At 69.9% G+C, this 25,510-nt stretch carries 21 protein-coding genes; 11 read left to right on the forward strand and 10 right to left on the reverse strand.

Annotation, left to right across the window (positions count from 1 at the left end):
• The first annotated feature begins 10 nt into the window (after positions 1-10).
• On the forward strand, positions 11-1,399 hold the full coding sequence (ffh, locus tag AC1HIL_RS09555; RefSeq protein WP_422098002.1) for a signal recognition particle protein: 1,389 nt from the start codon (positions 11-13) through the stop codon (positions 1,397-1,399).
• Positions 1,400-1,466: 67 nt separating this feature from the next.
• On the opposite strand, the gene AC1HIL_RS09560 is transcribed toward ffh, so the two are convergent.
• From AC1HIL_RS09560 to AC1HIL_RS09600, 9 genes are all read right to left on the reverse strand, one after another.
• Entirely contained in the window at positions 1,467-2,606 is a 1,140-nt protein-coding gene (locus tag AC1HIL_RS09560; protein WP_479671679.1) for an AAA family ATPase, read from the reverse strand.
• Entirely contained in the window at positions 2,603-3,502 is a 900-nt protein-coding gene (locus AC1HIL_RS09565; RefSeq protein ID WP_057591128.1) for an RNA ligase family protein, read from the reverse strand. Before AC1HIL_RS09565 ends, AC1HIL_RS09560 begins: the two co-directional genes overlap by 4 nt.
• A 319-nt stretch (positions 3,503-3,821) precedes the next feature.
• Complete coding sequence (gene mdoH, locus AC1HIL_RS09570; RefSeq protein WP_479671680.1) at positions 3,822-5,825, reverse strand: glucans biosynthesis glucosyltransferase MdoH; 2,004 nt, start codon at positions 5,823-5,825, stop codon at positions 3,822-3,824.
• 5 nt (positions 5,826-5,830) lie between these two features.
• On the reverse strand, positions 5,831-6,037 hold the full coding sequence (locus tag AC1HIL_RS09575) for a hypothetical protein (RefSeq protein WP_057591126.1): 207 nt from the start codon (positions 6,035-6,037) through the stop codon (positions 5,831-5,833).
• Positions 6,038-6,218: 181 nt separating this feature from the next.
• Positions 6,219-7,619 carry a sigma 54-interacting transcriptional regulator gene (locus AC1HIL_RS09580; protein ID WP_057591125.1) on the reverse strand — a complete coding sequence of 467 codons (1,401 nt, stop codon included), beginning with the start codon at positions 7,617-7,619 and terminating at the stop codon, positions 6,219-6,221.
• On the reverse strand, positions 7,616-8,281 hold the full coding sequence (locus AC1HIL_RS09585) for a hypothetical protein (RefSeq protein ID WP_479671681.1): 666 nt from the start codon (positions 8,279-8,281) through the stop codon (positions 7,616-7,618). The genes AC1HIL_RS09580 and AC1HIL_RS09585 overlap by 4 nt, the downstream gene beginning before the upstream one ends.
• A 63-nt stretch (positions 8,282-8,344) precedes the next feature.
• Complete coding sequence (locus AC1HIL_RS09590) at positions 8,345-9,769, reverse strand: sensor histidine kinase (protein ID WP_057591123.1); 1,425 nt, start codon at positions 9,767-9,769, stop codon at positions 8,345-8,347.
• On the reverse strand, positions 9,769-11,127 hold the full coding sequence (miaB, locus tag AC1HIL_RS09595; protein ID WP_479671682.1) for a tRNA (N6-isopentenyl adenosine(37)-C2)-methylthiotransferase MiaB: 1,359 nt from the start codon (positions 11,125-11,127) through the stop codon (positions 9,769-9,771). The genes AC1HIL_RS09590 and miaB overlap by 1 nt, the downstream gene beginning before the upstream one ends.
• A 133-nt stretch (positions 11,128-11,260) precedes the next feature.
• The gene (locus AC1HIL_RS09600; protein ID WP_479671683.1) at positions 11,261-11,611 is read right to left on the reverse strand and encodes a hypothetical protein; all 351 of its coding nucleotides are present in this window, start codon (positions 11,609-11,611) and stop codon (positions 11,261-11,263) included.
• Between the two features lie 292 nt (positions 11,612-11,903).
• Here AC1HIL_RS09600 and AC1HIL_RS09605 point away from each other — a divergent pair, with 292 nt between their 5' ends.
• Positions 11,904-13,133 (forward strand): efflux RND transporter periplasmic adaptor subunit, encoded by a 1,230-nt coding sequence (locus AC1HIL_RS09605; protein ID WP_082321631.1) that lies wholly within the window; start codon positions 11,904-11,906, stop codon positions 13,131-13,133.
• Complete coding sequence (locus AC1HIL_RS09610; RefSeq protein ID WP_057591120.1) at positions 13,130-16,279, forward strand: efflux RND transporter permease subunit; 3,150 nt, start codon at positions 13,130-13,132, stop codon at positions 16,277-16,279. Before AC1HIL_RS09605 ends, AC1HIL_RS09610 begins: the two co-directional genes overlap by 4 nt.
• 15 nt (positions 16,280-16,294) lie before the next feature.
• Here the strand turns inward: AC1HIL_RS09610 and AC1HIL_RS09615 are convergent, their stop codons facing one another.
• Positions 16,295-17,221 (reverse strand): LysR family transcriptional regulator, encoded by a 927-nt coding sequence (locus AC1HIL_RS09615; protein WP_057591119.1) that lies wholly within the window; start codon positions 17,219-17,221, stop codon positions 16,295-16,297.
• 222 nt (positions 17,222-17,443) lie between these two features.
• Here AC1HIL_RS09615 and AC1HIL_RS09620 point away from each other — a divergent pair, with 222 nt between their 5' ends.
• The 8 genes from AC1HIL_RS09620 (at position 17,444) to AC1HIL_RS09655 (ending at position 25,509) form a co-directional block, all read left to right on the forward strand.
• Positions 17,444-18,217, forward strand: a complete 774-nt coding sequence (locus tag AC1HIL_RS09620) for a 5-oxoprolinase subunit PxpA (RefSeq protein WP_479671684.1) — start codon at positions 17,444-17,446, stop codon at positions 18,215-18,217.
• A gap of 50 nt (positions 18,218-18,267) precedes the next feature.
• On the forward strand, positions 18,268-18,516 hold the full coding sequence (locus AC1HIL_RS09625) for an acetyl-CoA carboxylase (RefSeq protein WP_479671685.1): 249 nt from the start codon (positions 18,268-18,270) through the stop codon (positions 18,514-18,516).
• 13 nt (positions 18,517-18,529) lie between these two features.
• The gene (locus tag AC1HIL_RS09630; protein WP_479671686.1) at positions 18,530-19,936 is read left to right on the forward strand and encodes an acetyl-CoA carboxylase biotin carboxylase subunit; all 1,407 of its coding nucleotides are present in this window, start codon (positions 18,530-18,532) and stop codon (positions 19,934-19,936) included.
• Positions 19,933-20,841: a 5-oxoprolinase subunit B family protein gene (locus tag AC1HIL_RS09635; RefSeq protein ID WP_479671687.1), complete on the forward strand. Its 909-nt coding sequence runs from the start codon at positions 19,933-19,935 to the stop codon at positions 20,839-20,841. The genes AC1HIL_RS09630 and AC1HIL_RS09635 overlap by 4 nt, the downstream gene beginning before the upstream one ends.
• Positions 20,831-21,808 carry a 5-oxoprolinase subunit C family protein gene (locus AC1HIL_RS09640; RefSeq protein WP_479671688.1) on the forward strand — a complete coding sequence of 326 codons (978 nt, stop codon included), beginning with the start codon at positions 20,831-20,833 and terminating at the stop codon, positions 21,806-21,808. Before AC1HIL_RS09635 ends, AC1HIL_RS09640 begins: the two co-directional genes overlap by 11 nt.
• A gap of 64 nt (positions 21,809-21,872) precedes the next feature.
• Positions 21,873-22,952 (forward strand): TMAO reductase system periplasmic protein TorT, encoded by a 1,080-nt coding sequence (gene torT, locus AC1HIL_RS09645; RefSeq protein WP_479671689.1) that lies wholly within the window; start codon positions 21,873-21,875, stop codon positions 22,950-22,952.
• Positions 22,953-22,960: 8 nt separating this feature from the next.
• Positions 22,961-24,466: a sugar ABC transporter ATP-binding protein gene (locus AC1HIL_RS09650; RefSeq protein WP_479671690.1), complete on the forward strand. Its 1,506-nt coding sequence runs from the start codon at positions 22,961-22,963 to the stop codon at positions 24,464-24,466.
• On the forward strand, positions 24,463-25,509 hold the full coding sequence (locus tag AC1HIL_RS09655) for an ABC transporter permease (protein WP_296741852.1): 1,047 nt from the start codon (positions 24,463-24,465) through the stop codon (positions 25,507-25,509). The genes AC1HIL_RS09650 and AC1HIL_RS09655 overlap by 4 nt, the downstream gene beginning before the upstream one ends.
• The last annotated feature ends 1 nt before the right edge of the window (position 25,510 follow it).

Here is a 25,510-nt window from a genome sequence, read left to right on the forward strand (position 1 = left end):
CATCCCCTCCATGGCCAGCGCTCTCACCGAAAAATTCTCCCGCCTCGTCAAGACGATGAGCGGCCAGGCGCGCATCACCGAAAGCAACGTGCAGGACATGCTGCGCGAAGTGCGCATGGCGTTGCTCGAAGCCGACGTGGCGCTGCCCGTGGTGCGCGACTTCGTCGCCCGCGTGAAGGAAAAGGCGCTCGGCCAGGAAGTGCTGGGCTCGCTCAAGCCGGGCCAGGCGCTGGTCGGCATCGTCAACCGCGAGCTCGCCGCCACCATGGGCGAGGGCGTCTCCGACATCAATCTCGCGGCCCAGCCGCCGGCGGTGATTCTGATGGCCGGCCTGCAGGGCGCCGGCAAGACCACCACCACCGCCAAGCTCGCCAAGCACCTGATCGAGAAGCGCAAGAAGAAGGTGCTCACGGTCTCGGGCGACGTCTACCGGCCCGCCGCCATCGAGCAGCTCAAGACCGTCACCAGGCAGGCCGGCGCCGAATGGTTCCCGAGCACGCCCGACCAGAAGCCGCTGGACATCGCGCGCGCCGCGCTCGACCATGCCAAGCGCCACTTCTTCGACGTGCTGCTGGTCGACACGGCCGGCCGGCTCGCGATCGACGAGGTGCTGATGGCCGAGATCCAGCAGCTGCACGGCGCGCTGAACCCGGTCGAGACCCTGTTCGTGGTCGACGCCATGCAGGGCCAGGACGCGATCAACACGGCGCGCGCCTTCAAGGAGGCGCTGCCGCTCACCGGCATCATCCTGACCAAGACCGACGGCGATTCGCGCGGCGGCGCGGCGCTGTCGGTGCGCCAGGTCACGGGCGTGCCGATCAAGTTCGCGGGCGTGAGCGAGAAGATCGACGGCCTCGAGGTGTTCGACGCCGAGCGCCATGCGGGCCGCATCCTGGGCATGGGCGACATCGTCGCGCTGGTCGAGCAGGTCACGGCCGGCGTCGACGTGGCGGCGGCGCAGAAGCTCGCGGCCAAGGTCAAGAGCGGCGCGGGCTTCGACCTCAACGACTTCCTCGGCCAGTTGCAGCAGATGAAGCAGATGGGCGGCCTCTCGAGCCTGATGGACAAGCTGCCCACGCAGATGGCGGCCAAGGCCAGCGAGGCCGACATGACGCGCGCCGAGCGCGACATCCGCCGCAAGGAAGGGATCATCCAGAGCATGACGCCGCTGGAGCGCCGCAAGCCCGAGCTGCTCAAGGCCACGCGCAAGCGCCGCATCGCGGCCGGCGCGGGCGTGCAGGTTCAGGAAGTGAACCGGCTGCTCAACGAGTTCGAGCAGATGCAGGGGATGATGAAGAAGATGAAGGGCGGCGGCCTCATGAAGATGATGAAGAAGATGGGCGGCATGAAGGGCATGGGCGGGATGGGTGGTCCCGGCGGGCCGAAGCTGCCGTTCTGAGCCGCGTACATATATAGAGAGATGTACGAAGCCCGCCGGGGATGACCCGGCGGGCTTCGTCGTTTTTTCAGGTCTGCACCTCGTAGACCGTCGCATGTGCCTCGATCGGCGTCGGCAGCTCCCAGCGGTGCAGCATGCGCTCGATGCCCGCGTTCGACAGCGTCGTGTCGCGCTCGCGGTTGCGGCGCATCAGTTCGGCATGCGGCACCTCGAGGTACACCAGCTCGATGTGCGCGTGATAGGCCCACAGCAGGTCCAGCGTCTTGGTACGCATCTGCTGGCTCAGGTGGGTGGCGTTCCAGACGAAGTGTTCCTGCCTGCGCAGCAGCGCCTTCGCCTGGTCGACCGCATGGTGCGCGGCGAGCCCGTCGTTCTCGCCGTGCTTCAGGCCCAGCTCGGCGCGCGCATCGTCGAAGGACACGACCGGCCAACCCTTGCGCTGCTGTGCCACCCAGTGGTTCTTGCCGCTCGCGGGCAGGCCGCACATCACCGTCACGCGCGAGCCCGGGTTCTGGAACAGCGGGTAGTCGGGGCTGGTGTCGGCGCCGCGGAAGTAGGCCAGGCGCGTGTGGGCGTCGACCATCCGTCGCGGGCCGTCCCAGCAGCCTTCCTCCTGCGCGAGCTGCTCGAACAGCGCGATGTCGGCCAGGCTGTCGGAGCGCTTCTCGTAATGGCGCCCCAGCATGTCGCAGCGCGCGACGCAGCACAGGTCGGGCAGGCTCAGCTCCCACGACAGTCGATGCACCAGCCGCTCGGGCCGCTCGCCCTTGCGCGAGGCGAAGGCATGGAACGGCAGCTGGTGCACCGCGACGATCCGGCACACGGCCTCGCGCAGCGCGAAGGGCACGCGCGCCTTCCACATCAGCACGCGCACATCGACCGCGCCGCGACGCGAATGGCCGGGCTGGCCGATGCGGCCGCTGGCCTCGTCGATCACCGTGGTGTCGGGCTTGGCGATGTCGTGCAGCAGGCAGGCCATGAACAGCACGAAGCGGCCGTCGGCATCGGCGCGCCGGTAGTGCTCGTCCTGCGCCAGTGCATCGAGCACCATGCGCGTGTGGATGCCGACGTTGCCCTCGGCGTGGTAGTACGGATCCTGCGGCGTCTCCTCGAGGCGCAGCAGGCCCGGCAGCAGTTCGCAGCAGCGTGCCCAGTCGGCGCCTGCGCCGGGCGCGGGCACCAGCGTGCGAAGTTCGTCGAAAGTCATCGCGGCCTCCCGGTGGTCGTGAGTTCGGCGGGATCGCGCAGCGTGCGCAGTCCCAGGTCGTGCCAGCCGAGCGGCGGCACCGGCGCATGCAGGTCCGCGCCCGGTGCCAGCCGGTTGGGCAGCAGCGGCCGGCGGCTGTGGTGCGAGCCCGAGTCGAGGATGGTCTGGACGAAGTCCGGGCGCACCCACTTGTAGCGGCCCGTCACCTGGCCGTTCGACTCGGTCTTGAGGTACAGGCCCTCGGCCAGGTCCGACAGGTCGGTCTGCTGCCGCGCCAGCGCGAGCGGCTGGCCCTCGTCGGCCACGGCCTGTTCGAAGGCCGAGCGCCAGCCCGTGCTGCGCGCGAGCGAGGGCCGCACGAGCGAACGCAGGGCCTTCGGCTGGCGCGGCATCGCGCCCTCGTAGAGCACGGGCACCGACAGCACCGGGCCGCCCGCGAGCAGCGCCTGCCGCGCCGGCGTCGAGAGAAAACGCTGCGCCTGGCGGTCGTAGAGATCGAACTCCAGGAAGAAGGCCGGCAGCCGGTCGTACCAGCAGCTGTGCTTGGCGAAGCACCATTCGCCGTACATCACGTAGCGGTCCTCGAGCCGTTCGAGCAGCGCCGCCTCGTGCGTGGCGGCCCAGTGCTTGAACAGGTTGAACTGGCGCTCGCCGGCACCACCCGCGAGGTAGTGGCCGCGCGACTGCAGCAGCAGCTCGCCGGCCGCGCTGAACGACACGGCGGCGTTCGCGCCATCGAGCTTTTCCTCGATGACCACGTGCAGTCCGTGCAGCGCCGCCTGCGGCGTCTGGCCGTCGTCGCTGTCGCCGGGCTGCAGCCGCGAGCCTTCGAGGTGCGCGGTCCGCGGGTACTTCAGCAGCGGCAGCGACGAGAGGGAGGAAGAAAGGGGAAACACGTTTGTTCTCCGGATGGAAACCAGGAAGAACCGACAACGTGCGGGAGCGAAGCTGAGAGGGATCGGGAGCGACTTCGACGGCCGCTGTTTCCAGCGAAGGGCCGTGTCCGGTCAGCGGATGCGCAGCTTGGCGCCCGACATGACCAGTGAAGTGGTGTTGTCGGCGTCAGAGGGTGGTGACGGCGAATCGGGGCACTTGGCGCTCCAGGGGATCGGGAGGATCCGTGGGTTGAAAAAAGGAAGGCGCGATTCTAGGCGCGCCATGAAAAAAGCCGGCCCCTCGGGGCCGGCTTCGTGCGAGGCGTGTGGCGTGCGCGCGTCAGGCGGTGGCCAGCGCCGCGGGGCGCGAGAGGCGCAGCGCATGCATCCAGGCGCGGCGCAGCACGGCCGGCGAACGCGATTCCTCGGGAATCAGCAGGAAGCCGCGGTCGCGCAGCGTGGTGCCCAGTGCGATCTGGCTGGTCAGCACGGTCAGCGGGATCGCCAGCAGCAGCGGCAGGCCGACCGGCATGAGCCACATCAGGGCGCTCGGGTCGATCATCGCGACGCCGATGGCCAGCAGTGCGATCACCAGCGTCATGGGGGCCAGCTGCGAGGCGGCGACCTTCCACGGCACGGCGGCGGCTTCGCGCGGGGGCGACTTCCAGTCGAGCTTGATGCCGGTGAGGGCGACCAGCACGAACAGCGAGTGGGCCAGCATGCGCACCGGGGCCTGCACGATCGCGAGACCGCTTTCCATCACCGAGCTCTTGACCAGGCCCCACAGGCCGCCGAACTGGCGCTGCTCGCCGCGCATCAGCACGGCGGCGACGCCGAGCACGCGGGGCAGGAACAGCAGGCACAGGGTCCAGACCCAGAGGCCGGCGAGTTCGGCCGGCAGCACGCTCCAGCTCGAGATCAGGCTGGAACCGCTGAGCCACAGCGCGGTGCCCAGCGTCAGGAACGCGAGCCACAGCGGGGCGGAAACATAGGCCATGGTGCCGGTCACGAACATCGCGCGGTGCACCGAGTGGATGCCGGGCTCGGCCATCAGGCGGGCGTTCTGCAGGTTGCCCTGGCACCAGCGGCGGTCGCGCTGCAGTTCGGCCAGCAGGTCCGGCGGTTGCTGTTCGTAGCTGCCGACCAGGTCGGACACCAGCCACACGTGGTAGCCGGCACGGCGCATCAGCGCGGCTTCGACGAAGTCGTGCGACATGATGCCGCCCGACATGCCGCCGGTGCCCTTGATCGGGGCCAGCGCGCAGTGCTTCATGAAGGGCTCGACGCGGATGATCGCGTTGTGGCCCCAGTAGTGCGATTCGCCCAGTTGCCAGAACTGCATGCCCAGCGTGAACAGGCGGCCCGTCACGCGGGAGGCGAATTGCTGTGCGCGGGCATGCAGCGTCACGTGGCCGATGGCCTGGGTGGCGGTCTGGATGATGCCGGCGGTGGGATTGGCTTCCATCAGCTTGACCATCGAGGTCAGGCAGTCGCCGCTCATCACGGAGTCGGCGTCGAGCACGACCATGTAGCGGTAGTCCTTGCCCCAGCGGCGGCAGAAGTCGGCCACGTTGCCGGCCTTGCGGTGCGTGCGGCGGGTGCGCAGGCGGTAGTAGACCTCGACCTGCGGCTGGTTCGGGCTGTCGGCCAGCGCGGCGCGCAGGTCTTCCCAGGCGGCGCGCTCGGCGGCGGCGGTCTCGGGGTTGTAGCTGTCGGACAGCACGAACACGTCGAACTGCTTCGCGTGGCCCGTGGCCGCGACCGATTCGCAGGTGGCGCGCAGGCCGGCGAACACGGTGGCCACGTCCTCGTTGCAGATCGGCATGATGATCGCGGTGCGGGCTTCCGGGTTCATCGGGTGGTTGGCCACCTGCTTCGCCGAGAGCGCGTGCTTGTCGCCGCGCACCGAGACGTAGAAGCCCATGAGGGCGGTCACGAAGCCGGTCACGACCCAGCCCGAGAGCAGGCCGTAGAGGCCGATCTGGCCGTATTCGAGCCAGACGTTGTCATAGTCGGGCTGCACGCCCGCGAACAGCGTGGAAGCGACCACGGTGCTCAGCACGGTCAGCAGCATGAAGGCCAGGCGGCGCTGCGAGGCGGCGCGCTGCCACGGCTGCCTGGCTTCGGCCGGGGCGCCTTCGCGCTTGCCGCCGGCGCCCAGGCGGACCAGCAGGGCGGTGCCGAGGCTGTTCCAGAAACCGCGCCAGGGGCGCGGCGTCATCGAGCCGCGGTTGAGCGGGGGCGCGGTGACGGCGTTGGGATGGCGTTCCTCACGCACCGGGCTGCGGTGCGAGAAGTCGGAATCGGCCAGGACATTGAGTTGGGAGAAGTCGTTCGGCTTCATGGTGTTTACCAACGTTGCTTGTCGAGGGAGGAGGAGGTGTCGCCGATGGCCGGAAAGCGCTTGAAGACGCAATCGGTCGCGACGCCGCCGGCGCTGGCGAGCGCGGCTGGCGAATGGCCCGCGGCACGGGGCCGCGAGGCGGAAAACTGCTTTTGACGCAGGCCGTCGCGCTGCGGACGCAGTGCGAAAGATGGGCTGTTGAATGCTGTCATGCGACTACAGGGGCAAACCCTGTGCCAGCATGGAAAAGTGCTTTGGAATCAAGCACTTGGGCCACTTCGACCGGAATTTCCCGGGGCCGGAGGGCCAAAGGGGCCTCAAAACCCCCGTTTTTGTCGCCGAATCCCGACAGGCCTGCCGGCCCGCCGAAAAACACCCATATGAATCAACGACTTAGGGGCGTCGCTCGTCGGCGACACCCTCGCCACCGGCAGCGACAGCGTCGGCCTTGAAGTGGCCCGGAGTGAGCTCATGCTTCTGCAGCAGGCGGTAGAACTCCGTGCGGTTGCGGTCGGCCAGGCGGGCCGCGTCGGCGACGTTGCCGTCCGTCAGTTTCAGCAGACCGACCAGGTATTCGCGCTCGAAGCGCTGCTTGGCCTCGGCATAGGTCTGGACCTCCACGGTCGGCACCCGCAGCGCCCGCTGCACCAGCGCCAGCGGGATCAGCGGCGAGCTCGACAGCGCGCAGACCTGCTCGACCACGTTGTAGAGCTGGCGCACGTTGCCGGGCCAGGCCGCGGTGGTCAGCGCCTTCAGCGCCTCGGGCGCGAAGCCCGACAGCCGCTTGCCGTACTTGGTCGAGAGCTTCTGCAGGAAGTGGTTGGCCAGCAGCGGGATGTCCTCGCGGCGCGCCGACAGCGGCGGCAGCGTCAGCGTCACCACGTTGAGCCGGTAGTAGAGGTCCTCGCGGAACTGGCCGGCTTCCATCGCGGCGTCGAGGTCGCGGTGGGTGGCCGAGATGATGCGCACGTCGACCTCGATCGACTGGCTGGCGCCCAGCGGGCGCACCGCGCGCTCCTGCAGCACGCGCAGCAGCTTGACCTGCAGCGCGGGCGGCATGTCGCCGATCTCGTCGAGCAGCAGGGTGCCGCCGTCGGCCTGCTGGAACAGGCCCTTGTGGTTGGCGTGGGCGTCGGTGAAGGCGCCCTTCATGTGGCCGAACAGCTCCGACTCGAGCAGGGCCTCGGGGATGGCGCCGCAGTTGACCGCCACGAAGGGCTTGTCGGCGCGCGCGCTGGCCTTGTGGATGGCGCGCGCCAGCATCTCCTTGCCGGCGCCCGAGTCGCCGCGCAGCAGCACCGAGGCGTCGGACTTGGCGACCATGCGCGCCTCGGCCAGCAGCTCGGCCATGCGGTTGCTGCGGCTCACGATGTCGGCGCGCCAGCTGTCGTCGCCGGCCTTGCTCGGCACCGTGGCCGGCGCGCCCAGCGCGAGCGCCTGGGCGATCTTGTCGAGCAGCTCGCGCCCGTCGTAGGGCTTGGTCAGGTAGGTGAAGACGCCACGCGCGGTGGCTTCCACCGCGTCGGGGATGGTGCCGTGCGCGGTCAGCAGGATCACCGGCAGCGAGGGATGGCGCTTGCGGATCTCGTCGAACAGCGCCAGGCCGTCGCGGCCCGGCAGGCGCACGTCGCTGAGCACCAGTTGCGGATGCTCGATCTCGAGCTGCGTGAGCGCCGTCTCGGCCGAGGTCACGGCCGTGACCTGGTAGCCCGCCGAGCTCAGCCGCATCGACAGCAGCCGCAGCATGTCCGGATCGTCGTCGACGACCAGGAGGCGGGCGCCCGAAGTACTCATGGGGTGGACCTGCTTCCGTTCGGTGCCGAGGCCGGGGCCGCGGGCGTGTTGGGCCGCGCGAAGCTGCGCTCGATGGCGCGCAGGGCTTCGATGCGGTCGTTGAGCTGATCGATGCGGCGCTGGCTGTCGCGCAGCTGCTGCACCTGCTTGTCGCGGTCGTCCTCGACGCGGCGCTGTTCGACGTAGCGCGCGGCCAGCGCGCGCGCCAGCGGCTGCAGCTGCTGGGCCTCGGGCGCGGGATTGGCGATCACGCGCTGCAGCAGGCCCAGCGCGCGCGCCAGGTCGGCCGGCACGCGGGTCTGCGACAGCAGGATCGCGAGCTGCATCTGCGCCGTGGGCGCGTCGCCGGGGTCGCCCAGGCGCTGGATCTCGGCGCTGAGTTCGCCGCCGTTGAGCGGGCGCACCTTGTCGGCGTAGGCCAGCATGGCGGCCACCGGGCCCTGGGTCATCAGCGTGAACAGCGAGGCCGGCTGGGTGGCCGGCGCTTTCGGCTCGGCCTCGACCGGCATCACGCGCGGCAGCACCGGCGGCGGCGGCAGCGCATCGGCCTCCGCGGGCGGCTTGGGCGGCGCGCTGCAGGCGACCAGCAGCAGGAGCCACGGCGCGGCCAGCGCAGCCAGTGCGCGGGTGGCGGTGGAGGGGCGTACGGACGGAAAAGACATGGACGAAGAAGGACGACGCGGGGCGTTGGCGATGGCTACGGGGAGGTGGGGGCGCCGGGAAGCTCAGGCCGTGCGCGGCAACTCGATGCGGAAACGCGCGCCGGGCCCCTCGGGCAGCAGGGCGATGCGGCCCCCATGGGCTGCAATGTACTCCTGCACGATGGAAAGTCCGATGCCCGTGCCCTTGACAGCGTGTTCCGGCTGGCGCTCGCCGCGGTAGAAGGGCTCGAAGATGCGGTCGCGGTCGCCCTCGGCGATGCCCGGGCCGGCGTCGTTGACGTCGATGCGCACCGCCTCGGGCGTGCCCGAGACCGCGAGCGTGATGGTGCCGCCGCGCGCCGAGAAGCGGATCGCGTTCGACAGCAGGTTGGCGATCGCGGTGCCGAGCTTGGTGCGGTCGACCGTGAGCGCGATGCGCTCGCCCTCGGCGCGCACCGTGAGGCCGTGGGCCTGCCACTGCAGCCGCTGCGACTCGATCTGCTCCTCGATCAGCGGCAGCAGGTCGGTGCGCTCGCGGCGCAGCTCGCGCGCCTCGAAGGCGGCCGCGTTGAAGCGCAGCAGCGCCTCGATCTGGCCCTGCAGCGCCACCGTGTTCTGGTTCAGGATCTGCGCCACCTCGAGCTGCGCCGGGTTCAGCGCGCCGGTCACGCCGTCCTCGAGCAGCGACACGCCCTCGCGCAGCGCCGCCAGCGGCGTCTTCAGCTCGTGCGACACGTGGCGCAGGAAGCGCGCCTTGTCGGCATCGAGCTCGGTCAGCCGCAGCCGCAGCCATTCGAGCTGCTGCGACACGCGCCGCACGTCGGCCGGGCCGCGGATGTCGATCGGCTCGTCGAGCCGGTTCTGGCCCAGGCCGACGATGGCGTGCTCGAGCCGCTTGAAAGGCCGCGCCAGCCAGATGCCGAAGGCCAGCGCCAGCGACACCGCGAGCACGCTGGCCGCGACCACCTCGCGCATCAGCCGGCGGCGCGCGTTCTCGATGCGCTTGGACAGCGCGTCGTTCTGCATCTCGATCAGGAACTGGGCCTGCTGCGCGATGTTGGTGTTGAGCGCGTCGAGGTCGCGGAACTGCATCGCCATCGTGCTCTCGCGCTGCAGCGCGCTGTCGGCGCTGCCGCTCATCAGGCCCTCGATCACGCCGAGCTGGGTGCGCCAGGCCTCGGTGCTGGCGGGGGCCAGGCCGTTCTTCTCGAGCCGCTCGAGCACGCCGTGGGCCTCGCGCGCGGCATCGTCGAAGCGGCGCCGCAGCACCGAATCGTTGAGCACCAGCGACTGGCGCCCGGCACGCTCCATCGCCGCGCTGCGCTCGGCCAGCGACTGGGCCGCGCCCGACAGTCGCAGCGCGCGCGCCGCGGCGTCGCGGCTTTGCGTCATCAAGGTGTCGTACTGCAGCACCGAGCGCAGCGCCACGCCCACCAGCAGCGCGGTGATCAGCAGGAAGGCGAACAGCAGGAGCTGCTGGAACGAGCCCCGTATCGATCGCTTCGCCATCAGGCGAGCGCCCCGGCGGCGGACGCGCTCTCGCGCGTGGGCACTTCGCCGCGCAGCGTGTAGGCCAGCGAGCGCGTGATGCGCAGGTCGGTCATTTGGCCCACGAGCCGTGCGTCGCCCTCGAAGTTGACGACCCGGTTGCAGGCCGTGCGGCCCATCAGCTCGCTCGCGTCGCGGCGCGAGGCGCCTTCCACCAGCACGCGCTGGGTGCTGCCCACCAGCGCCTCGCCGAAGCGCTTCACGTTGCCGTCGATCACGGCCTGCAGCTTCTGCAGCCGCGCCAGCTTGACCTCGTGCGGCGTGTCGTCGTGCAGCGCGGCGGCCGGCGTGCCGGGGCGCGGGCTGAAGATGAAGCTGAAGCTGGCGTCGAACTGGCAGTCGTCGATCAGCTTCATCATCTTGTCGAAGTCCGCCTCGGTCTCGCCGGGGAAGCCGACGATGAAGTCGCTCGACAGCGCGAGCTCGGGCCGGATCGCGCGCAGCTTGCGCACCGTGCTCTTGTATTCCATGGCGGTGTAGCCGCGCTTCATCGCCATCAGGATGCGGTCGCTGCCGTGCTGCACCGGCAGGTGCAGGTGGCTCACGAGCTGCGGCACCCTGGCATAGGCTTCGATCAGCCGCGGCGTGAACTCGTTCGGATGGCTGGTGGTGTAGCGGATGCGCTCGATGCCGGGGATCTCGGCCACGTACTCGATCAGCAGCGCGAAGTCGGCGATCTCGGCCGTGTCGCCCATGCGGCCGCGGTAGGCATTGACGTTCTGGCCCAGCAGCGTGACCTCGCGCACGCCCTGGTCGGCCAGGCCGGCGATCTCGACCAGCACGTCGTCGAGCGGCCGGTTGACTTCCTCGCCGCGCGTGTAGGGCACCACGCAGTAGCTGCAGTACTTGGAGCAGCCTTCCATGATCGACACGAAGGCGGTGGCGCCTTCCACGCGCGCGGGCGGCAGGTGGTCGAACTTCTCGATCTCGGGAAAGCTGATGTCGACCTGCGGGCGGTCGAGCCGCTCGCGCTCGGCCAGCATCTCGGGCAGCCGGTGCAGGGTCTGCGGGCCGAACACGATGTCGACGTAGGGCGCGCGCGCGATGATGGCGTTGCCCTCCTGGCTGGCCACGCAGCCGCCGACGCCGATCTTCACGCCGCGCGCCTTCAGGTGCTTGACGCGGCCCAGGTCGGAGAACACCTTCTCCTGCGCCTTCTCGCGCACCGAGCAGGTGTTGAACAGGATCAGGTCGGCCTCGTCGACGTTCTGCGTCGGCTCGTAGCCCTGGGCCGCGTTGAGCACGTCGGCCATCTTGTCCGAGTCGTACTCGTTCATCTGGCAGCCGAAGGTTTTGATGAAGACTTTCTTGGCGGTCATGGGGAGCTCTTCTATATGGGAGGGGCCCTCGTCTCGCGGAGGGCCGGGCGGACACGGGGCTTTCGTGGCGAAAGCGGCGGGGCGTGTCCGCGAGAGGAATGCCGGTGCGGCCGAGGGCCTGCGGGCGAGATGCCTACTGCGTGTTGACCGTGTCGTTCTGCACGAACGGCCAGATGTTGAGGAAGGGCTTGTTCAGCGATTCGCGGCTGGCGGTGGCTTCGTCGGGCGTGAGGATCCAGACCTCGCGCAGCATGCCGGCGGCATCGCGCGTGTAGTTGACCAGCAGGTTCTGGCCGACGATCGCGCCGCTCATCACCAGCATGTTCTGGCCGCTGCGGATGCGCGCGCCGGGCGCGAGCCGGTCGGGGCGGCCGTCGAGCATCACGTCGTTGCCGTCGATCACGCGGAACTTGCCGCGCAGGGTGCCGACCGGGAAATTGCGCCCGCCGACCAGCGATTCGTTCTGGGTCTGCGGCCGGGGCACCGCGTCCTGCGCGCTCGCCTGAAGCGGAAAGAAGCTGGAAGTGGCTGCCAGCGTTGCGCAAGCTGCTATGAAATGAAGAGCATTCGTGGGTGTCTTGCAGCGGTTCATGGGGTTCATCCAGAGGCTGTGGAGCGGGGATTCTAGCGAGCGGGGTGCCTGTCCATCGGTGCTTATCCCGACCGTTTTTACCGGGCGCGGCGCCCTGGCCTTTACTTTTCTTTACGGTGCGGATGGACACTCGGAACCCCCCGCGATCCAATAGCCGCTGTCAGCCCAAAGTGCACAAAAACCCATGAAGAAGAACGCAGTCATCGCCCTCGTGGGCGTGTCGATCGTCGCCGCCGCGGGATGGTGGTGGAGCGGCTCGGGCGAGCGCGCCGCGGCGAAGAGCGCCAAGGGGCCGGCCGCCGCGCCGACCGCGCTGGTCACGCTCGCCACCGCCGTGCGCCAGGACGTGCCGGTCACGGTGCAGGTCAACGGCAGCGTGGTCTCGCTCAACAGCGTGGACCTGCGACCGCAGGTGACCAACACGGTCGACGTGGTGCACGTGAAGGAAGGCCAGTTCGTGAAGCAGGGTCAACTGCTCTTCACGCTCGACGACCGCAACGACCAGGCCAACCTGGCGCGCGCCCAGGCCCAGCAGAAGCGCGACGAGGCCACGCTGGCCGACCTCGAGCGCCAGTACAAGCGCAGCCAGGAATTGCTGGCGCAGAACTTCATCTCCAAGAGCGCGACCGATGCCACGCTGTCGCAGCTCGAGGCGCAGCGCGCGGCGGTCGCGGCCGACCGCGCCGCGGTGCAGTCGGCCCAGGTGGCGCTGAGCTACACCAAGCTGCATGCGCCGATCGCGGGCCGCATCGGCGCCGTCAACATCTACCCGGGCACGCTGGTGCAGCCCACGCTGTCGCTGGTCACGGTCACGCAGCTCGATCCGATCGCCGTGAGCTTCCCCGTGCCCGAGGCCAACCTGCAGGACCTGCTGGCCGCCGCGCGCACCCGCTCGCGCGTCGAGGCCGTGGTCACGGGCCGCAAGGACACGCTGCAGGGCACGCTCAACTTCGTCGACAACACGGTCGACCCGCAGATCGGCACCGTGCGCGCCAAGGCCGTGTTCGACAACGCCGACCAGAGCCTGTGGCCCGGCCAGTTCGTCGGCACCCGCATCACGGTGCGCACGCTCGAGGGCGTGACGGTGGTGCCGGCGGCGGCGCTGATGATGCTGCCCGAGGGCACCTCGCTCTACGTGGTCGACAAGGAGCGCAACGCGAGCCGCCGCAAGGTGAAGACGCTGCACACCTTCGGCACCAAGGTCGCGGTCAGCGGCGTCGAGCCGGGCGAGCAGGTCGTGATCGAAGGCAGCCAGAACGTGCGGCCCAACGGCAAGGTGCGCGTCGACGACAAGCCGCGCGGCGACGCGCCCGCGACCCCGGCCGCGCCCGGCGGCACCACGGGCGTGACACCAGGCAGCGCGGCTTCGTCCGATGGCGTCGACATCCGGTCGACGCAGCGGGAACGCGCATGAACATTTCCGAGCTGTGCATCCGCCGTCCCGCGATGACGGTGCTGCTGTCCGCGGCCGTCGTGGTGGTGGGCATCTTCGCCTACTTCAGCATCCCGGTCGCCGCGCTGCCCAGCTACAACACGCCCGTCATCAACGTCAATGCGCAGCTGCCGGGCGCCAGTCCCGACACCATGGCGAGCTCGGTTGCGCTGCCGCTCGAGAAGCAGTTCTCGACCATCCCGGGCCTGCAGACCATCAGCTCGGTCAACACGCAGGGCGTGACCTCGCTCACGCTCGAGTTCGTCAGCAGCCGCGACATCGATGCCGCCGCGGTCGACGTGCAGGCCGCGTTGCTGCGCGCGCAGCGCCAGCTGCCGCAGGAGCTCACGCAGCTGCCCTCGTACCGCAAGGTCAACCCGGCCGATGCGCCGGTGCTGTTCATCGCGCTGATCTCGCCGTCGATGAACCCCTCGGAGCTCAACGACTACGCCGAGAACCTGATCTCGCCCACGCTCTCGACCATCGACGGCGTGGCGCAGGTGGGCGTGTACGGCCGCAAGGCCTTCGCGGTGCGCATCAAGGCCAACGCCGACCTGCTCAACGCGCGCAACATCACGCTCGACGAGCTCGCGCGCGCGGTCAACTCGGCCAATGCCAACACGCCGGTCGGCGTGCTCGACGGCCCGCGCCAGACGCTCACCATCCAGGCCAACCAGCAGCTCACGCGCGCGGCCGACTTCGCCAAGCTGATCGTCGGCCAGCGCAACGGCGCACCGGTGCGGCTCGACGAGGTCGCGACCATCGAGGACAGCTTCGAGTCGGTCAAGACCGCCAGCAGCTTCAACGGCCAGAGCTCGATCTCGCTGGCCGTGCAGCGCCAGCCCAATGCCAACACGGTGCAGGTGGTCGACGCGGTGCGTGCGCTGATCCCGCGCTTCAAGGCCGAGCTGCCGCAGTCGGTCGAGATCCAGATGGTCAACGACCGCTCGCTGTCGATCCGCGAGGCGGTGCACGACGTGCAGCTCACCCTGCTGGGCACCATCGCGCTGGTGGTGCTGGTGATCTTCCTGTTCCTGCACCGGCTGGTCGCCACCTTGATCCCGGCGGCCACCATTCCGATCTCGCTGATCGGCGCCGTTGCGCTGCTCTATGCCTTCGGCTACAGCCTCGACAACGTCTCGCTCCTGGGCATCACGCTGGCCGTGGGCCTGGTGGTGGACGACGCCATCGTGGTGCTCGAGAACATCATGCGCTACGTCGAGAAGGGCATGGACCCGCTGGCGGCCTCGCTGCGCGGCGCGCGCGAGGTGGGCTTCACCATCGTCTCGATCTCGATCTCGCTGGTGGCGGTGTTCATCCCGATCTTCTTCATGCCGGGCGTGATCGGCCTGCTGTTCCACGAGTTCGCGGTGGTGGTGGCGCTGGCGGTGCTGGTGTCGGCGATCGTCTCGCTAACCCTGGTGCCGATGCTCGCGAGCCGCCTGCTCAAGCAGGTGCCGCGGCCCGAGGGCGGCGCGCGCCACGACCATGAGGAGGAGCATCCCGAGCCCGGCACCGCGATCGGCCGCGCCTTCGAGCGCGGCTACCGCTGGGTGCACGGCAGCTACATGCGCACGCTCGACTGGACCCTGGCGCACCGCGGGCTGATGCTGCTGATGGCCGGCGCCACCTTCGTCGTCACGGCCTGGCTGTTCATCACGATCCCCAAGGGTTTCTTCCCCGAGGAGGACATCGGCCAGATCCAGATCACGACCGAGGCCGCCGAGGACATCTCCTTCACCGCCATGAAGGCGCTGCAGGACCGCGTGTCCGACGCGCTGATGGCCGACCCCAGCGTCGACTACGTGAGCTCCTTCGTCGGCGTGGGCGGCCCCACGGCCACGCAGAACTCGGGCCGGTTGTTCGCGGTGCTCAAGGCGCGCGGCGAGCGGCCGAAGATGTCGAAGGTGCTCGAGTCGCTGCGTCAGCGCTTCCGCGAGATTCCCGGCATCGCCGTCTACATGCAGCCGGTGCAGAACCTGCGCCTGGGCGGGCGCCAGAGCAAGGCGCGCTTCCAGTACACGCTGCAGAGCGTGAACGCCGGCGAGATGGTGCCCTGGGCCACGCGGCTGATGGAGCGCATGCGCGCCGACCCCGACTTCCGCGACGTCACCAGCGACTCGCAGAACCGCGGCCTGCAGGCCACGCTGAAGATCGACCGCGACAAGGCCGGCGTGCTCGGCGTGGCCGTGGGCGACCTGCGCACCGCGCTCTACAACGCCTACGGCGACCGCCAGATCGGCAGCATCTACGCGGCCAGCAACACCTACCAGGTGATCCTCTCGGCGGCCGACAACGACCGGCAGTTCGAGGACGACGTCTCGCGCCTGTCGGTGCGCAGCACCACCGGCCGGCTGGTGCCGCTGTCGGCCTTCTCGAGCATCGAGCGCACCGTGGGCCCGACCTCCGTCAACCACCAGGGCCAGCTGCAGGCGGTGACGGTGTCGTTCAACCTCGGGCCCGACGTGCCGCTGGGCAACGCCACCGCCAAGATCGACCGCTTCAAGGAAGAGCTCAAGATGCCGCAGTCGATCATCACCACCTACGGGGGCGATGCCGCGGTGTTCCAGAGCTCGCAGTCCAGCCAGGCCGTGCTGCTGGTGCTGGCGGTGCTGGTCATCTACGTGCTGCTGGGCGTGCTCTACGAGAGCTACATCCATCCGATCACCATCCTCGCGGGCCTGCCCTCGGCGGCGGTGGGCGCCTTGATCTCGCTGAAGATCTTCGGCTTCGACCTGACGCTGATCGCGACCATCGGCATCCTGCTTCTGATCGGCATCGTGAAGAAGAACGCGATCATGATGATCGACTTCGCGCTCGACGCGCAGCGCACCGAGGGCCTGCAGCCGGTGGAGGCGATCCGCGAGGCCTGCCGGCTGCGCTTCCGCCCGATCCTGATGACCACGCTGGCCGCGCTGATGGGCGCGCTGCCGCTCGCGCTGGGCCTGGGCGCCGGCGCCGAGCTGCGCCAGCCGCTGGGCGTGGCGGTGGTGGGCGGGCTGATCTTCTCGCAGGTGATCACGCTCTACATCACGCCCGCGATCTACCTCGCGCTCGACCGCTACAGCGGCAGCGGGCCGATGGTCGACCTGCCGAAGGAAGCGCAGGCCGAGGTCTCGCACGCCTGAGCGAGCGCGGCGGGCTCAGGCGCGCCCGCGCCCCTGCCGCGCCGACGCGGGATCGAGGAACAGCTGGCGGAAGTAGTCGCGCAGCGCCGTCATCGCGGGCGAGAACTCCACGCCCTGTTTCCAGCCCAGCCCGATGTTCATGGTCGGGATCGGGTCGCGCAGGTTGATGGTCTCGATGCGCTTGCCCTCGAGCGACCACGGGCGGTAGACCATGTCCGACAGCACGGTCACGCCGCCGCCGTTGGCGACGGTGCTGCGCACCGCCTCCACCGAGCTGGTGCGCAACCGCACCTTCGGCTGGTGCGGCGTGCGGCCCCAGTACTTGAGCGCGGTGGCCGCGGCCTCGTCGACCGTGAGCATGATGTAGGGCTCGGCCGCCACGTCGGCCAGCGTGACCTCGGCCTTGTCGAGCAGCGGATGCTTGGCCGGCACCCACAGCCGGCGCTGCGAGCCGAAGAAGGTCTCGAGCGAGAGCTCGCGCAGCACCACGTTCGAGGTCAGCACCACGCCGAGGTCGTAGCGCCGCGTGATCAGCCCTTCCTCGATCGCCTCGCGCGCCACCTCGTGCACCTTCAGCGTGACCTGCGGATGCAGCTGCTCGAAGCGCTGCAGGTGGTGCGGCAGGAAGTAGCCCAGCACCGTGTAGCTCGCGGCGATGGTCAGCTCGCCCTGCACGGCGGCGTCCTCGTGGGGCATGCGCTGCGCCTCGTCGGCCGCGGCGAGCACCGCGTAGGCATGGCTCAGGAAGCGGCGCCCGCCCTTGGTCAGTTCCACGCCGTGCGGATGGCGCTCGAACAGCTGCTGGCCGAGCATCTCCTCGAGCTCGCGGATCGCGGTGGTCACGGCCGACTGCGAGATGTTGAGCTGCAGCGCCGCGTGCGAGATGCGGCCTGCCTCGGCCACCGCCGAGAAGTACTTGAGCTGGCGAAGGGTCAGGGACATGGCGGGGCTTCGGGGAGTGGATCGGTATCGGCAACGCGGCGCAGCCGGTGCATGGGTTGGTGAAAACCCGATACCGCGCGATCGAATGGCGCCAGCGTAGCAAGGCACGCGCCGCAACGCAGCATCTGTTTTTCAGATACCGAGCGCGCGGAAAACAATGCTTTTCAGCCTTTGGACCGCTCACTAATCTTCGGCCCGTCCATCGAACAAAGGCTGTCACACGTGAAGAAGAAGCGGATCGATCTGAACTCCGACATGGGCGAGGGCTTCGGCCCCTGGACCATCGGCGATGGCGTCGACGCGGAACTGATGCCCCTGATCAGTTCGGCCAACATCGCCACCGGCTTCCATGCCGGCGATCCGAACATCATGCGGCGCATGGTCGCGCTGGCGCGCGAGCACGGCGTGGGCATCGGCGCGCACCCGGGCTTTCGCGACCTCGTGGGCTTCGGCCGGCGCCACATCCAGGCGCCGGCCGAGGAACTGGTCAACGACATGGTCTACCAGCTCGGCGCGCTGCGCGAGTTCGCGCGGCTCGAGGGGCTGGCGCTGCAGCACATCAAGCCCCATGGCGCGCTCTACATGCATGCGGCGCGCGACGAGGCGCTGTCGCGCACGCTGGTCGAGGCGCTGCAGCGCATCGAGCCCGGCCTGCGCCTGTTCTGCATGGAGTCCTCGGTCACCTGCCGCGTGGCGCGCGAGCTGGGCCAGCCCGTGGTGCGCGAGTTCTATGCCGACCGCGACTATGACCGCAGCGGCTCCATCGTCTTCACGCGCCGCGTCGGCGCGCTCGACCCCGAGGCGGTCGCGGCCAAGGTGCTGCGCGCCTGCACCGAGGGCACGGTGCGCACGGTCGAGGGCGAGGACCTGGCCATCGGCTTCGACTCGGTCTGCATCCACAGCGACACGCCCGGTGCGCTCGCGCTGGTGCAGGCCACGCGGCGCGCGCTGGCCTCGCATGGCATCGAGGTTGCAGGGCTCGCCGCGCAGGGCTGATCCCCTCTTTCCCTTCTCCGTTTTCCGTTTCGTCCCCAGGAGTGCATCCCATGTCCGCTACCCATGAAGTCCTGAGCCCGCTGCCGGGCACCTTCTACCGCCGCTCGGCGCCCGACGCGCCGCCGTTCAAGTCCGAGGGCGACACGGTGGCCGTGGGCGACGTGCTAGGCCTGGTCAAGGTGATGAAGCAGTTCAGCGAAGTCACGGCCGACGCGGCCGGTCGCCTGCTGCGCTTCGCGGTCGAGAACGCCGAGCCGGTCGATCCGGGCCAGCCGCTGGCCGTGATCGAGACCGCCTGAGAAAGACGACGCGATGACCGCCGCATTCGACAAGCTGCTGATCGCCAATCGCGGGGAGATCGCGGTGCGCGTGATCCGCGCCGCGCAGGAGCTGGGCCTGAAGACCGTCGCCGTCTACAGCGACGCCGACGCCCAGAGCCTGGCCGTGCAGATGGCCGACGAGGCCGTGCGCATCGGCCCGGCCCATGCCGGCAAGAGCTACCTGAGCGCCGACGCCATCCTGCAGGCCGCGGCCGAGAGCCGCGCGGGCGCCGTGCATCCGGGCTACGGCTTTCTCTCGGAGAACGCCGACTTCGCGGCGCGCGTCGAGGCCGCGGGCCTGGTGTTCGTGGGCCCGACGCCGCATGCGATCCGCACCATGGGCGACAAGGCGGCCGCGCGCGCCGCCGCCATGAAGGCCGGCGTGCCCACCGTGCCCGGCAGCGCCGGCGTGGTGAGCGATGCCGGCGTGGCGGTCGAGCTCGCGCGCGACATCGGCTACCCGATCATGATCAAGGCCTCGGCCGGCGGTGGCGGGCGCGGCATCCGCGTGGCGCACGACGAGGCCGAGCTGCGCCAGCAGTTCGCCACCGCCACCGCCGAGGCGCAGGCCGCCTTTGGCAACGGCGAGGTCTACCTCGAGCGCTTCATCCGCAAGGCGCGCCACATCGAGGTGCAGATCCTCGGCGACGGCCAGCGCGTGGTGCACTGCTTCGAGCGCGAATGCTCGCTGCAGCGCCGGCGCCAGAAGGTGTGGGAAGAGGCGCCCTCGGCCGCCATCGATGCCGCCACGCGCGCCGCGCTGTGCGAATCGGCGCTGCGCCTCGCGAGCGCCGTGGCCTACCGCGGCGCGGGCACGCTCGAATACCTCTACGACGACGACACGCGCGAATTCTTCTTCATCGAGATGAACACCCGCATCCAGGTCGAGCATCCGATCACCGAGATGGTCACCGGCATCGACCTCGTGAAGGAGATGCTGCGCATCGCGCTGGGCCAGCCGCTGCGGCTGAAGCAGGAGGACATCCGGCTCGCCGGCGCCGCCATCGAGGTGCGCATCAACGCCGAGAACGCCGCGAAGAACTTCATGCCGAGCCCCGGCCTGGTGACGCGGCTCGCGGTGCCGGGCGGGCCCGGCGTGCGCTTCGACACCCTGATGTTCGCGGGCTGCAACGTGCCGGCCTACTACGACTCGCTGCTCGGCAAGCTGATCGTGCACGACAGCGACCGCGTCGCCGCGCTCGCGCGCATGCGCCGTGCGCTCGGCGAGCTGCGCGTGGAGGGCATCCACACCACGATCCCGCTGCACCGCGCGCTGTGCGACGACGCCGAGGTCGCGGCCGCGGCCTTCCACACCGGCTTCCTCGAGCAATGGCTCGCGGCGAACCCGCTGGCGGAGCCCGCCGCTTCCGTCCCGACTCTCGAGAAGGTGCCCGCATGACCGCCGCCATCCTCCCGGCCCAGGCCCGCTACAGCTTCGGCGGCGACGAGCACCTGTTCGTCGAGATCAGCGAATCGATGTCGCTGCCCGCCTTCTTCAAGGGCATGGCGATCTGCAACGAGCTGCGCCGCCGCGTGCAGGCCGGCGAGATCGCGGGCGTCACCGAGATCTGCCCGGCCAACGCGGCCTACCTGGTGCGCTTCGATCCCGACCTGATCGCGCCCGACGCGCTGCAGGCCGTGCTCGAGGGGATCGAGGCCGGCATCGGCGAGGCCGACCTGCGGCTTTCGACCCGCATCGTCGAGATCCCCGTGCTCTACAACGACCCGTGGACGCACGAGACCCTGATGCGCTTCCGCGAGCGCCACCAGGACCCGGCCAGCACCGACATCGAATACGCCGCGCGCATCAACGGCCTCGATTCCGTCGATGCCTTCATCGCCGCGCATTCGGGCGCGCCGTGGTTCGTCTCCATGGTGGGCTTCGTGGCCGGGTTGCCCTTCCTGTTCCAGATGGTCGAGCGCGAGCGCCAGCTCGAGGTGCCCAAGTACCTGAGCCCGCGCACCGACACGCCGCGGCTCACCCTGGGCCATGGCGGCTGCTTCAGCTGCATCTACTCGGTGCGCGGTGCCGGCGGCTACCAGATGTTCGGCGTCACGCCGGCGCCGATCTTCGATCCGGCCCAGCGCCTGCCGTACCTCAAGGAGCTGATGGTGTTCTTCCGTCCCGGCGACATCGTCAAGTGGAAGCCGATCGACCGCGCCGAGTACGACCGCCAGGTGGCGCAGGTGGAGGCCGGCGACTACGCCTTGCGCATCGCGCCGGTGTCGTTCTCGCTCACGGAATTCCTGGCCGATCCCGATGGCTACAACCAACAGCTGCTGAAGGTGCTCCATGGCGATTGAAGTGCTCAAGCCCGGCCTCGCGACCAGCGTGCAGGACGCGGGCCGTCCCGGCTACTACCACCTGGGCATTCCGCTGTCGGGCGCGCTCGACCAGCAGGGCCTGGTGCTGGCCAACCTGCTGGTGGGCAACGACGAGGGCGCGGCCGTGATCGAGAGCACGCTGCTCGGGCCCGAGCTGCGCTTCGACGCGCCCGCGGTGGTGGCGGTGACCGGCGCGCAGGCCAAGGTCAAGCTCAACGGCGCCGAGATGCCGCGCAACGAAGCCTTCGCGGTTCGGGCCGGCGACGTACTGGGCTTCGACTTCATGCTGCTGGGCGCGCGCATGTGCATCGCGGTGGCCGGCGGCATCGACGTGCCGCTGGTGCTCGGCAGCCGCTCGACCTACGGCCTCGGCGCCTTCGGCGGCTTCGAGGGCCGCAAGCTGCTGGCCGGCGACCGGCTGCCCGTGGGCACGCCCTCGGCGCGCGCGCGGCCCGGGCGCGGCGTGGCGGCGAATCTGCTGCCGGTGCTCGCGAAGGAGGTGACGCTGCGCGTGCTGCCCGGCATCTACTTCCACCGGCTGCAGCAGGACTCGGTGCGCAGCTTCTTCGCCGACACCTGGAGCGTGGGCTCGGAGGCCGACCGCATCGGCTACCGCTACAAGAACGGCACGCCGCTGAAGTTCATCGAGCGCACGCCGCCCTTCGGCGCGGGCGCCGATCCGTCGAACATCGTCGATGCCGGCTATCCCTACGGCTCGATCCAGGTGCCGGGCGGGCGCGAGCCGATCATCCTGCACCGCGACGCGGTCTCGGGCGGCGGCTACGCGATGGTCGGCACGGTGATCAGCGCCGACATGGACCTGATCGCCCAGATGCAGCCCAACCACAAGGCGCGCTTCGTCGCGGTCGACATGGCGCAGGCGCTGGCCGCGCGCGCCGAGCGACGACGGCGCATCGAGCGCCTGCGCGCTGCGCTCGCCGACTGAGCGCCCGGGCGGCAAGGCCGCCCACCCCTTCCTTTTCTTCCCCGTTGCCACCTAGGAGTTCTTCATGAACAGCTTGCCCCTGCGCGTTTCATTGACCGCCGCCTTCGCCGCCACCGTGCTGTGGCACGGCGGTGCCTCGGCCGCCGACTGGTTTCCCTACAAGGCCGAGGCCACCGAGCCCGCCTTCTCGGCCGAGGGCACGCGAAAGCCCATCGACTACGTGCCGCTGCCCAAGGCCTCGAAGAAGTGGGACCTCTGCGTGTCGTTCCCGCACATGAAGGACGCCTACTGGCTCGGCGTGGACTACGGCGTGATCGAGGAGGCCCGGCGCCAGGGCGTGAAGCTGCAGGTGGCCGACGCGGGCGGCTACACCAACCTCGGCAAGCAGGTCTCGCAGATCGAGGACTGCGTGGCGCGCGGCGCCAACGCGGTGATCATCGGCGCGATCTCGGGCGACGGCCTCAACAACGTCATCAAGGCCACGGCCGCGAAGAAGGTGCCGGTGATCGACCTGGTCAACGGCATCAACTCGCCCGACCTCTCGGCCAAGTCGCTGGTGTCCTTCCACACCATGGGCCAGTCGACCGGCGCCTACCTCGCGAAGAAGCATCCGGCCGGTTCGCCGCCGGTCAAGGTCGGCTGGTTCCCGGGCCCGGCCGGCGCGGGCTGGGTCGAGGCCGCGCACAGGGGCTTCATGGAGGCGGTCAAGGGCAGCGCGGTGGTGGTGCTCGATCCGAAGTACGGCGACACCGGCAAGGAGGCGCAGAGCAAGCTGATCGAGGACGTGCTGCAGGCCAACCCCGACCTGGCCTACCTGGCGGGCACGGCCGTCACGGCCGAGGCCGCCACCGGCATCCTGCGCTCGCGCAACCTCGACAAGAAGGTGCAGGTGCTGTCCTTCTACATGACGCCGGGCGTCTACGAGGGCATCCAGCGCGGCCGCATCGTGGCGGCGCCGGCCGACTCGATGGTGATCCAGGGCCGCATCGCGGTCGACCAGGCGGTGCGCCTGCTCGAGGGCAAGGAGGTCGCGAAGCACGTGGGCCCGAAGATCTTCGTGGTCGACAGCAGCAACATCCAGAGCGTGAAGCAGGCCGACATCCTGCCGCCGACCGGCTTCAAGCCGGTGTTCGAGGTCAAGTAAGGCCCGCGATGCCACCCCTGCTGCAGACCCGCGGACTCGGCAAGCGCTATCCGGGCGTGCTGGCGCTCGACGGCGTGGACTTCGAACTGGGCGCGGGCGAGGTGCACGTGCTGTTCGGCGAGAACGGCGCCGGCAAGTCGACGCTGATCTCGCTGCTGGCCGGCGCCAATGTGCCGAGCGCCGGCGAGATCCGGCTGCGCGGCGAGCCGGTGCGCTTCGCGAACGTGCACGAGGCGCGGCGCCACGGCATCAGCGCGGTGTTCCAGGAGTTCTCGCTGATCCCCACGCTGTCGGTGGCGCAGAACCTGAGCCTCGGCGAGGAGCCGCGCCGCGGCGGCCTGCTCGACCGCGGCGCGCTGCGCGAACGTGCCCGCGCGATGCTGGCCGACCTGGGCTTCGCGATCGACGTCGATGCGCCCGTGGCCGGCCTCACGCGCGCGCAGCAGCAGATGGTGGAGATCGCCAAGGGCCTGCGCGGCGAGGTCTCGGTGCTGATCCTCGACGAGCCCACGGCCTCGCTGACCGATGCCGAGACGCAGCGCCTGTTCGCGCTGGTGGCGCGGCTGCAGGCGCGCGGCGTGGGCATCGTCTACATCTCGCACCGCATGCAGGAGATCGCGCGGATCGCCGACCGCATCACGGTGCTGCGCGACGGCCGCCAGGTGACGACGGTCGAGGCGCGCGAGACCGATGCCGACCGCCTGATCGAGCTGATGAGCGGGCGTGCCATCGAACAGGTCTATCCGCGCATCGCCTTTGCGCCGGGCGAGACGGTGCTCGAGGTCGAGGGCCTGCATTCGCCCAACGGCGTGCGCGGCGCCAGCCTCAGGGTGCGGCGCGGCGAGGTGGTCGGGCTGGCCGGCCTCGTGGGTTGCGGCAAGTCGGAATTGTTCCGCGCGGTCTGCGGGCTCGATGCGGTGAGCGCGGGCCGCGTGCTGTTCAAGGGCCAGCCGCGCACCGGCGCCAGGGTGCGCCGGCTGCTCGACGAGGGCCTGTTCTACCTGCCGCCCGACCGCAAGGGCGAGGGGCTGGTGCTGGGCTTCAGCTCGCGCGCCAACATCACGCTGCCGCTGGTGCACGGCCCGCTGCGCGGCCATGGCGGCTGGCTGCGCAAGCGGCTCGGGCGAAGGCTGTCGACGGCCGCGGCCGAGCGCGTGGAGCTCGCGCCGCGCAACCTCGAGCGGCCGGTGGCGCTGCTGTCGGGCGGCAACCAGCAGAAGGTGCTGTTCGGCAAGGGCATGACGCGCGACGCCGCGCTCTACGTGTTCGACGAGCCCACGGTGGGCGTCGACATCGGCACCCGCAGCGCGCTCTACCAGGTGATCCGCAAGCTTTGCGAAGGCGGCGCGGCGGTGGTCGTGATCTCCTCCGACCTGCCCGAGGTGCTGCACCTGAGCCACCGTGTCTACGTGATGTGCCGCGGCGAGATCGCCGGCGAGCTGCAGGGCGACGCCATCGGCGAGAGCGCCGTGCTCAATCTCTTCTTCGGTCCCAGCGAGAACAACAAGCCATGACTTCGTCTTCCTCCGTCGCCACCGCCGTGCCTTCGGCACCGGGGCCCGCCGGCCGCGCGCTGGCCCTGCTGCGCGCCCTGTTCCTGCGCCTGGGCGTGCTGCCCTTCATGCTGGCGATCGCCTTCGTGGTGTTCGGCACCCTGTCGGACCAGTTCCTCACGGTGCAGAACCTGGTCAACCTGCTGCGCCAGTCGGTCTACCTGATCCTGGTGGCCATGGGCCAGATGCTGGCGCTGGTGACCGGCGGCTTCGACCTCTCGGTCGGCACCGTGATGGCGATCACCTCGGTGGTGGCGGCGCTGGCCATGCAGTTCTTCGGCGCCGCGCTGCCCGACGCCGCCTGGCTGGCCATTGCCCTGGGCTGCGCCTGCGGCATGCTGGCCGGGCTCGCGGTGGGGCTGGTCAACGGCATCGGCGTGGCCTTCATCGGCGTCTCGCCCTTCATCGTCACGCTGGGCGTGCAGTCGATCGGCTTCGGCCTGGCGCTCTACCTCACGGGCGGCGTGCCGGTGTCGGGCCTGCCCGCGGGCTTCAGCGAGCTGTTCGGCTTCGGCACGCTGCTGGGCGTGCCGGTGCCGATCTGGGTCACGGCGGTCTGCGTGGCGGCCATGGGCGTGCTGATGGGCCGCATGCCGACCGGCACCCACCTGCTGGCCGTGGGCGGCAATGCCAAGGCGGCGGCGCTGTCGGGCATCGACACCCGGCGCGTGCTGCTCGTGGCCTACCTGCTGTGCGCGGGCCTCGCGGCCGTCAGCGGCCTGCTGCTGACCGCGCGCGTCGAGACCGGCGAGGCCAACCTCGGCGGCACCGTGGCGCTGGAGTCGATCGCGGCCTGCGTGATCGCCGGCGTGAGCCTGCGTGGCGGCATGGGCCGGGTGCCGAACGTGGTGATGGGCGCGATCTTCATCGGCCTGGTGCAGAACGGCATGAACCTCGCGAGCGTGGGGTCGTACCTGCAGATGGTGGTGCTGGGCGCGCTGCTGATCGTGGCGGTGGTGGCCGACCAGCTGCGCCACCGGATGGTGGCGCCCGGCTCGCACTGAC

It is taken from the genome of Variovorax sp. ISS6, assembly GCF_056523145.1.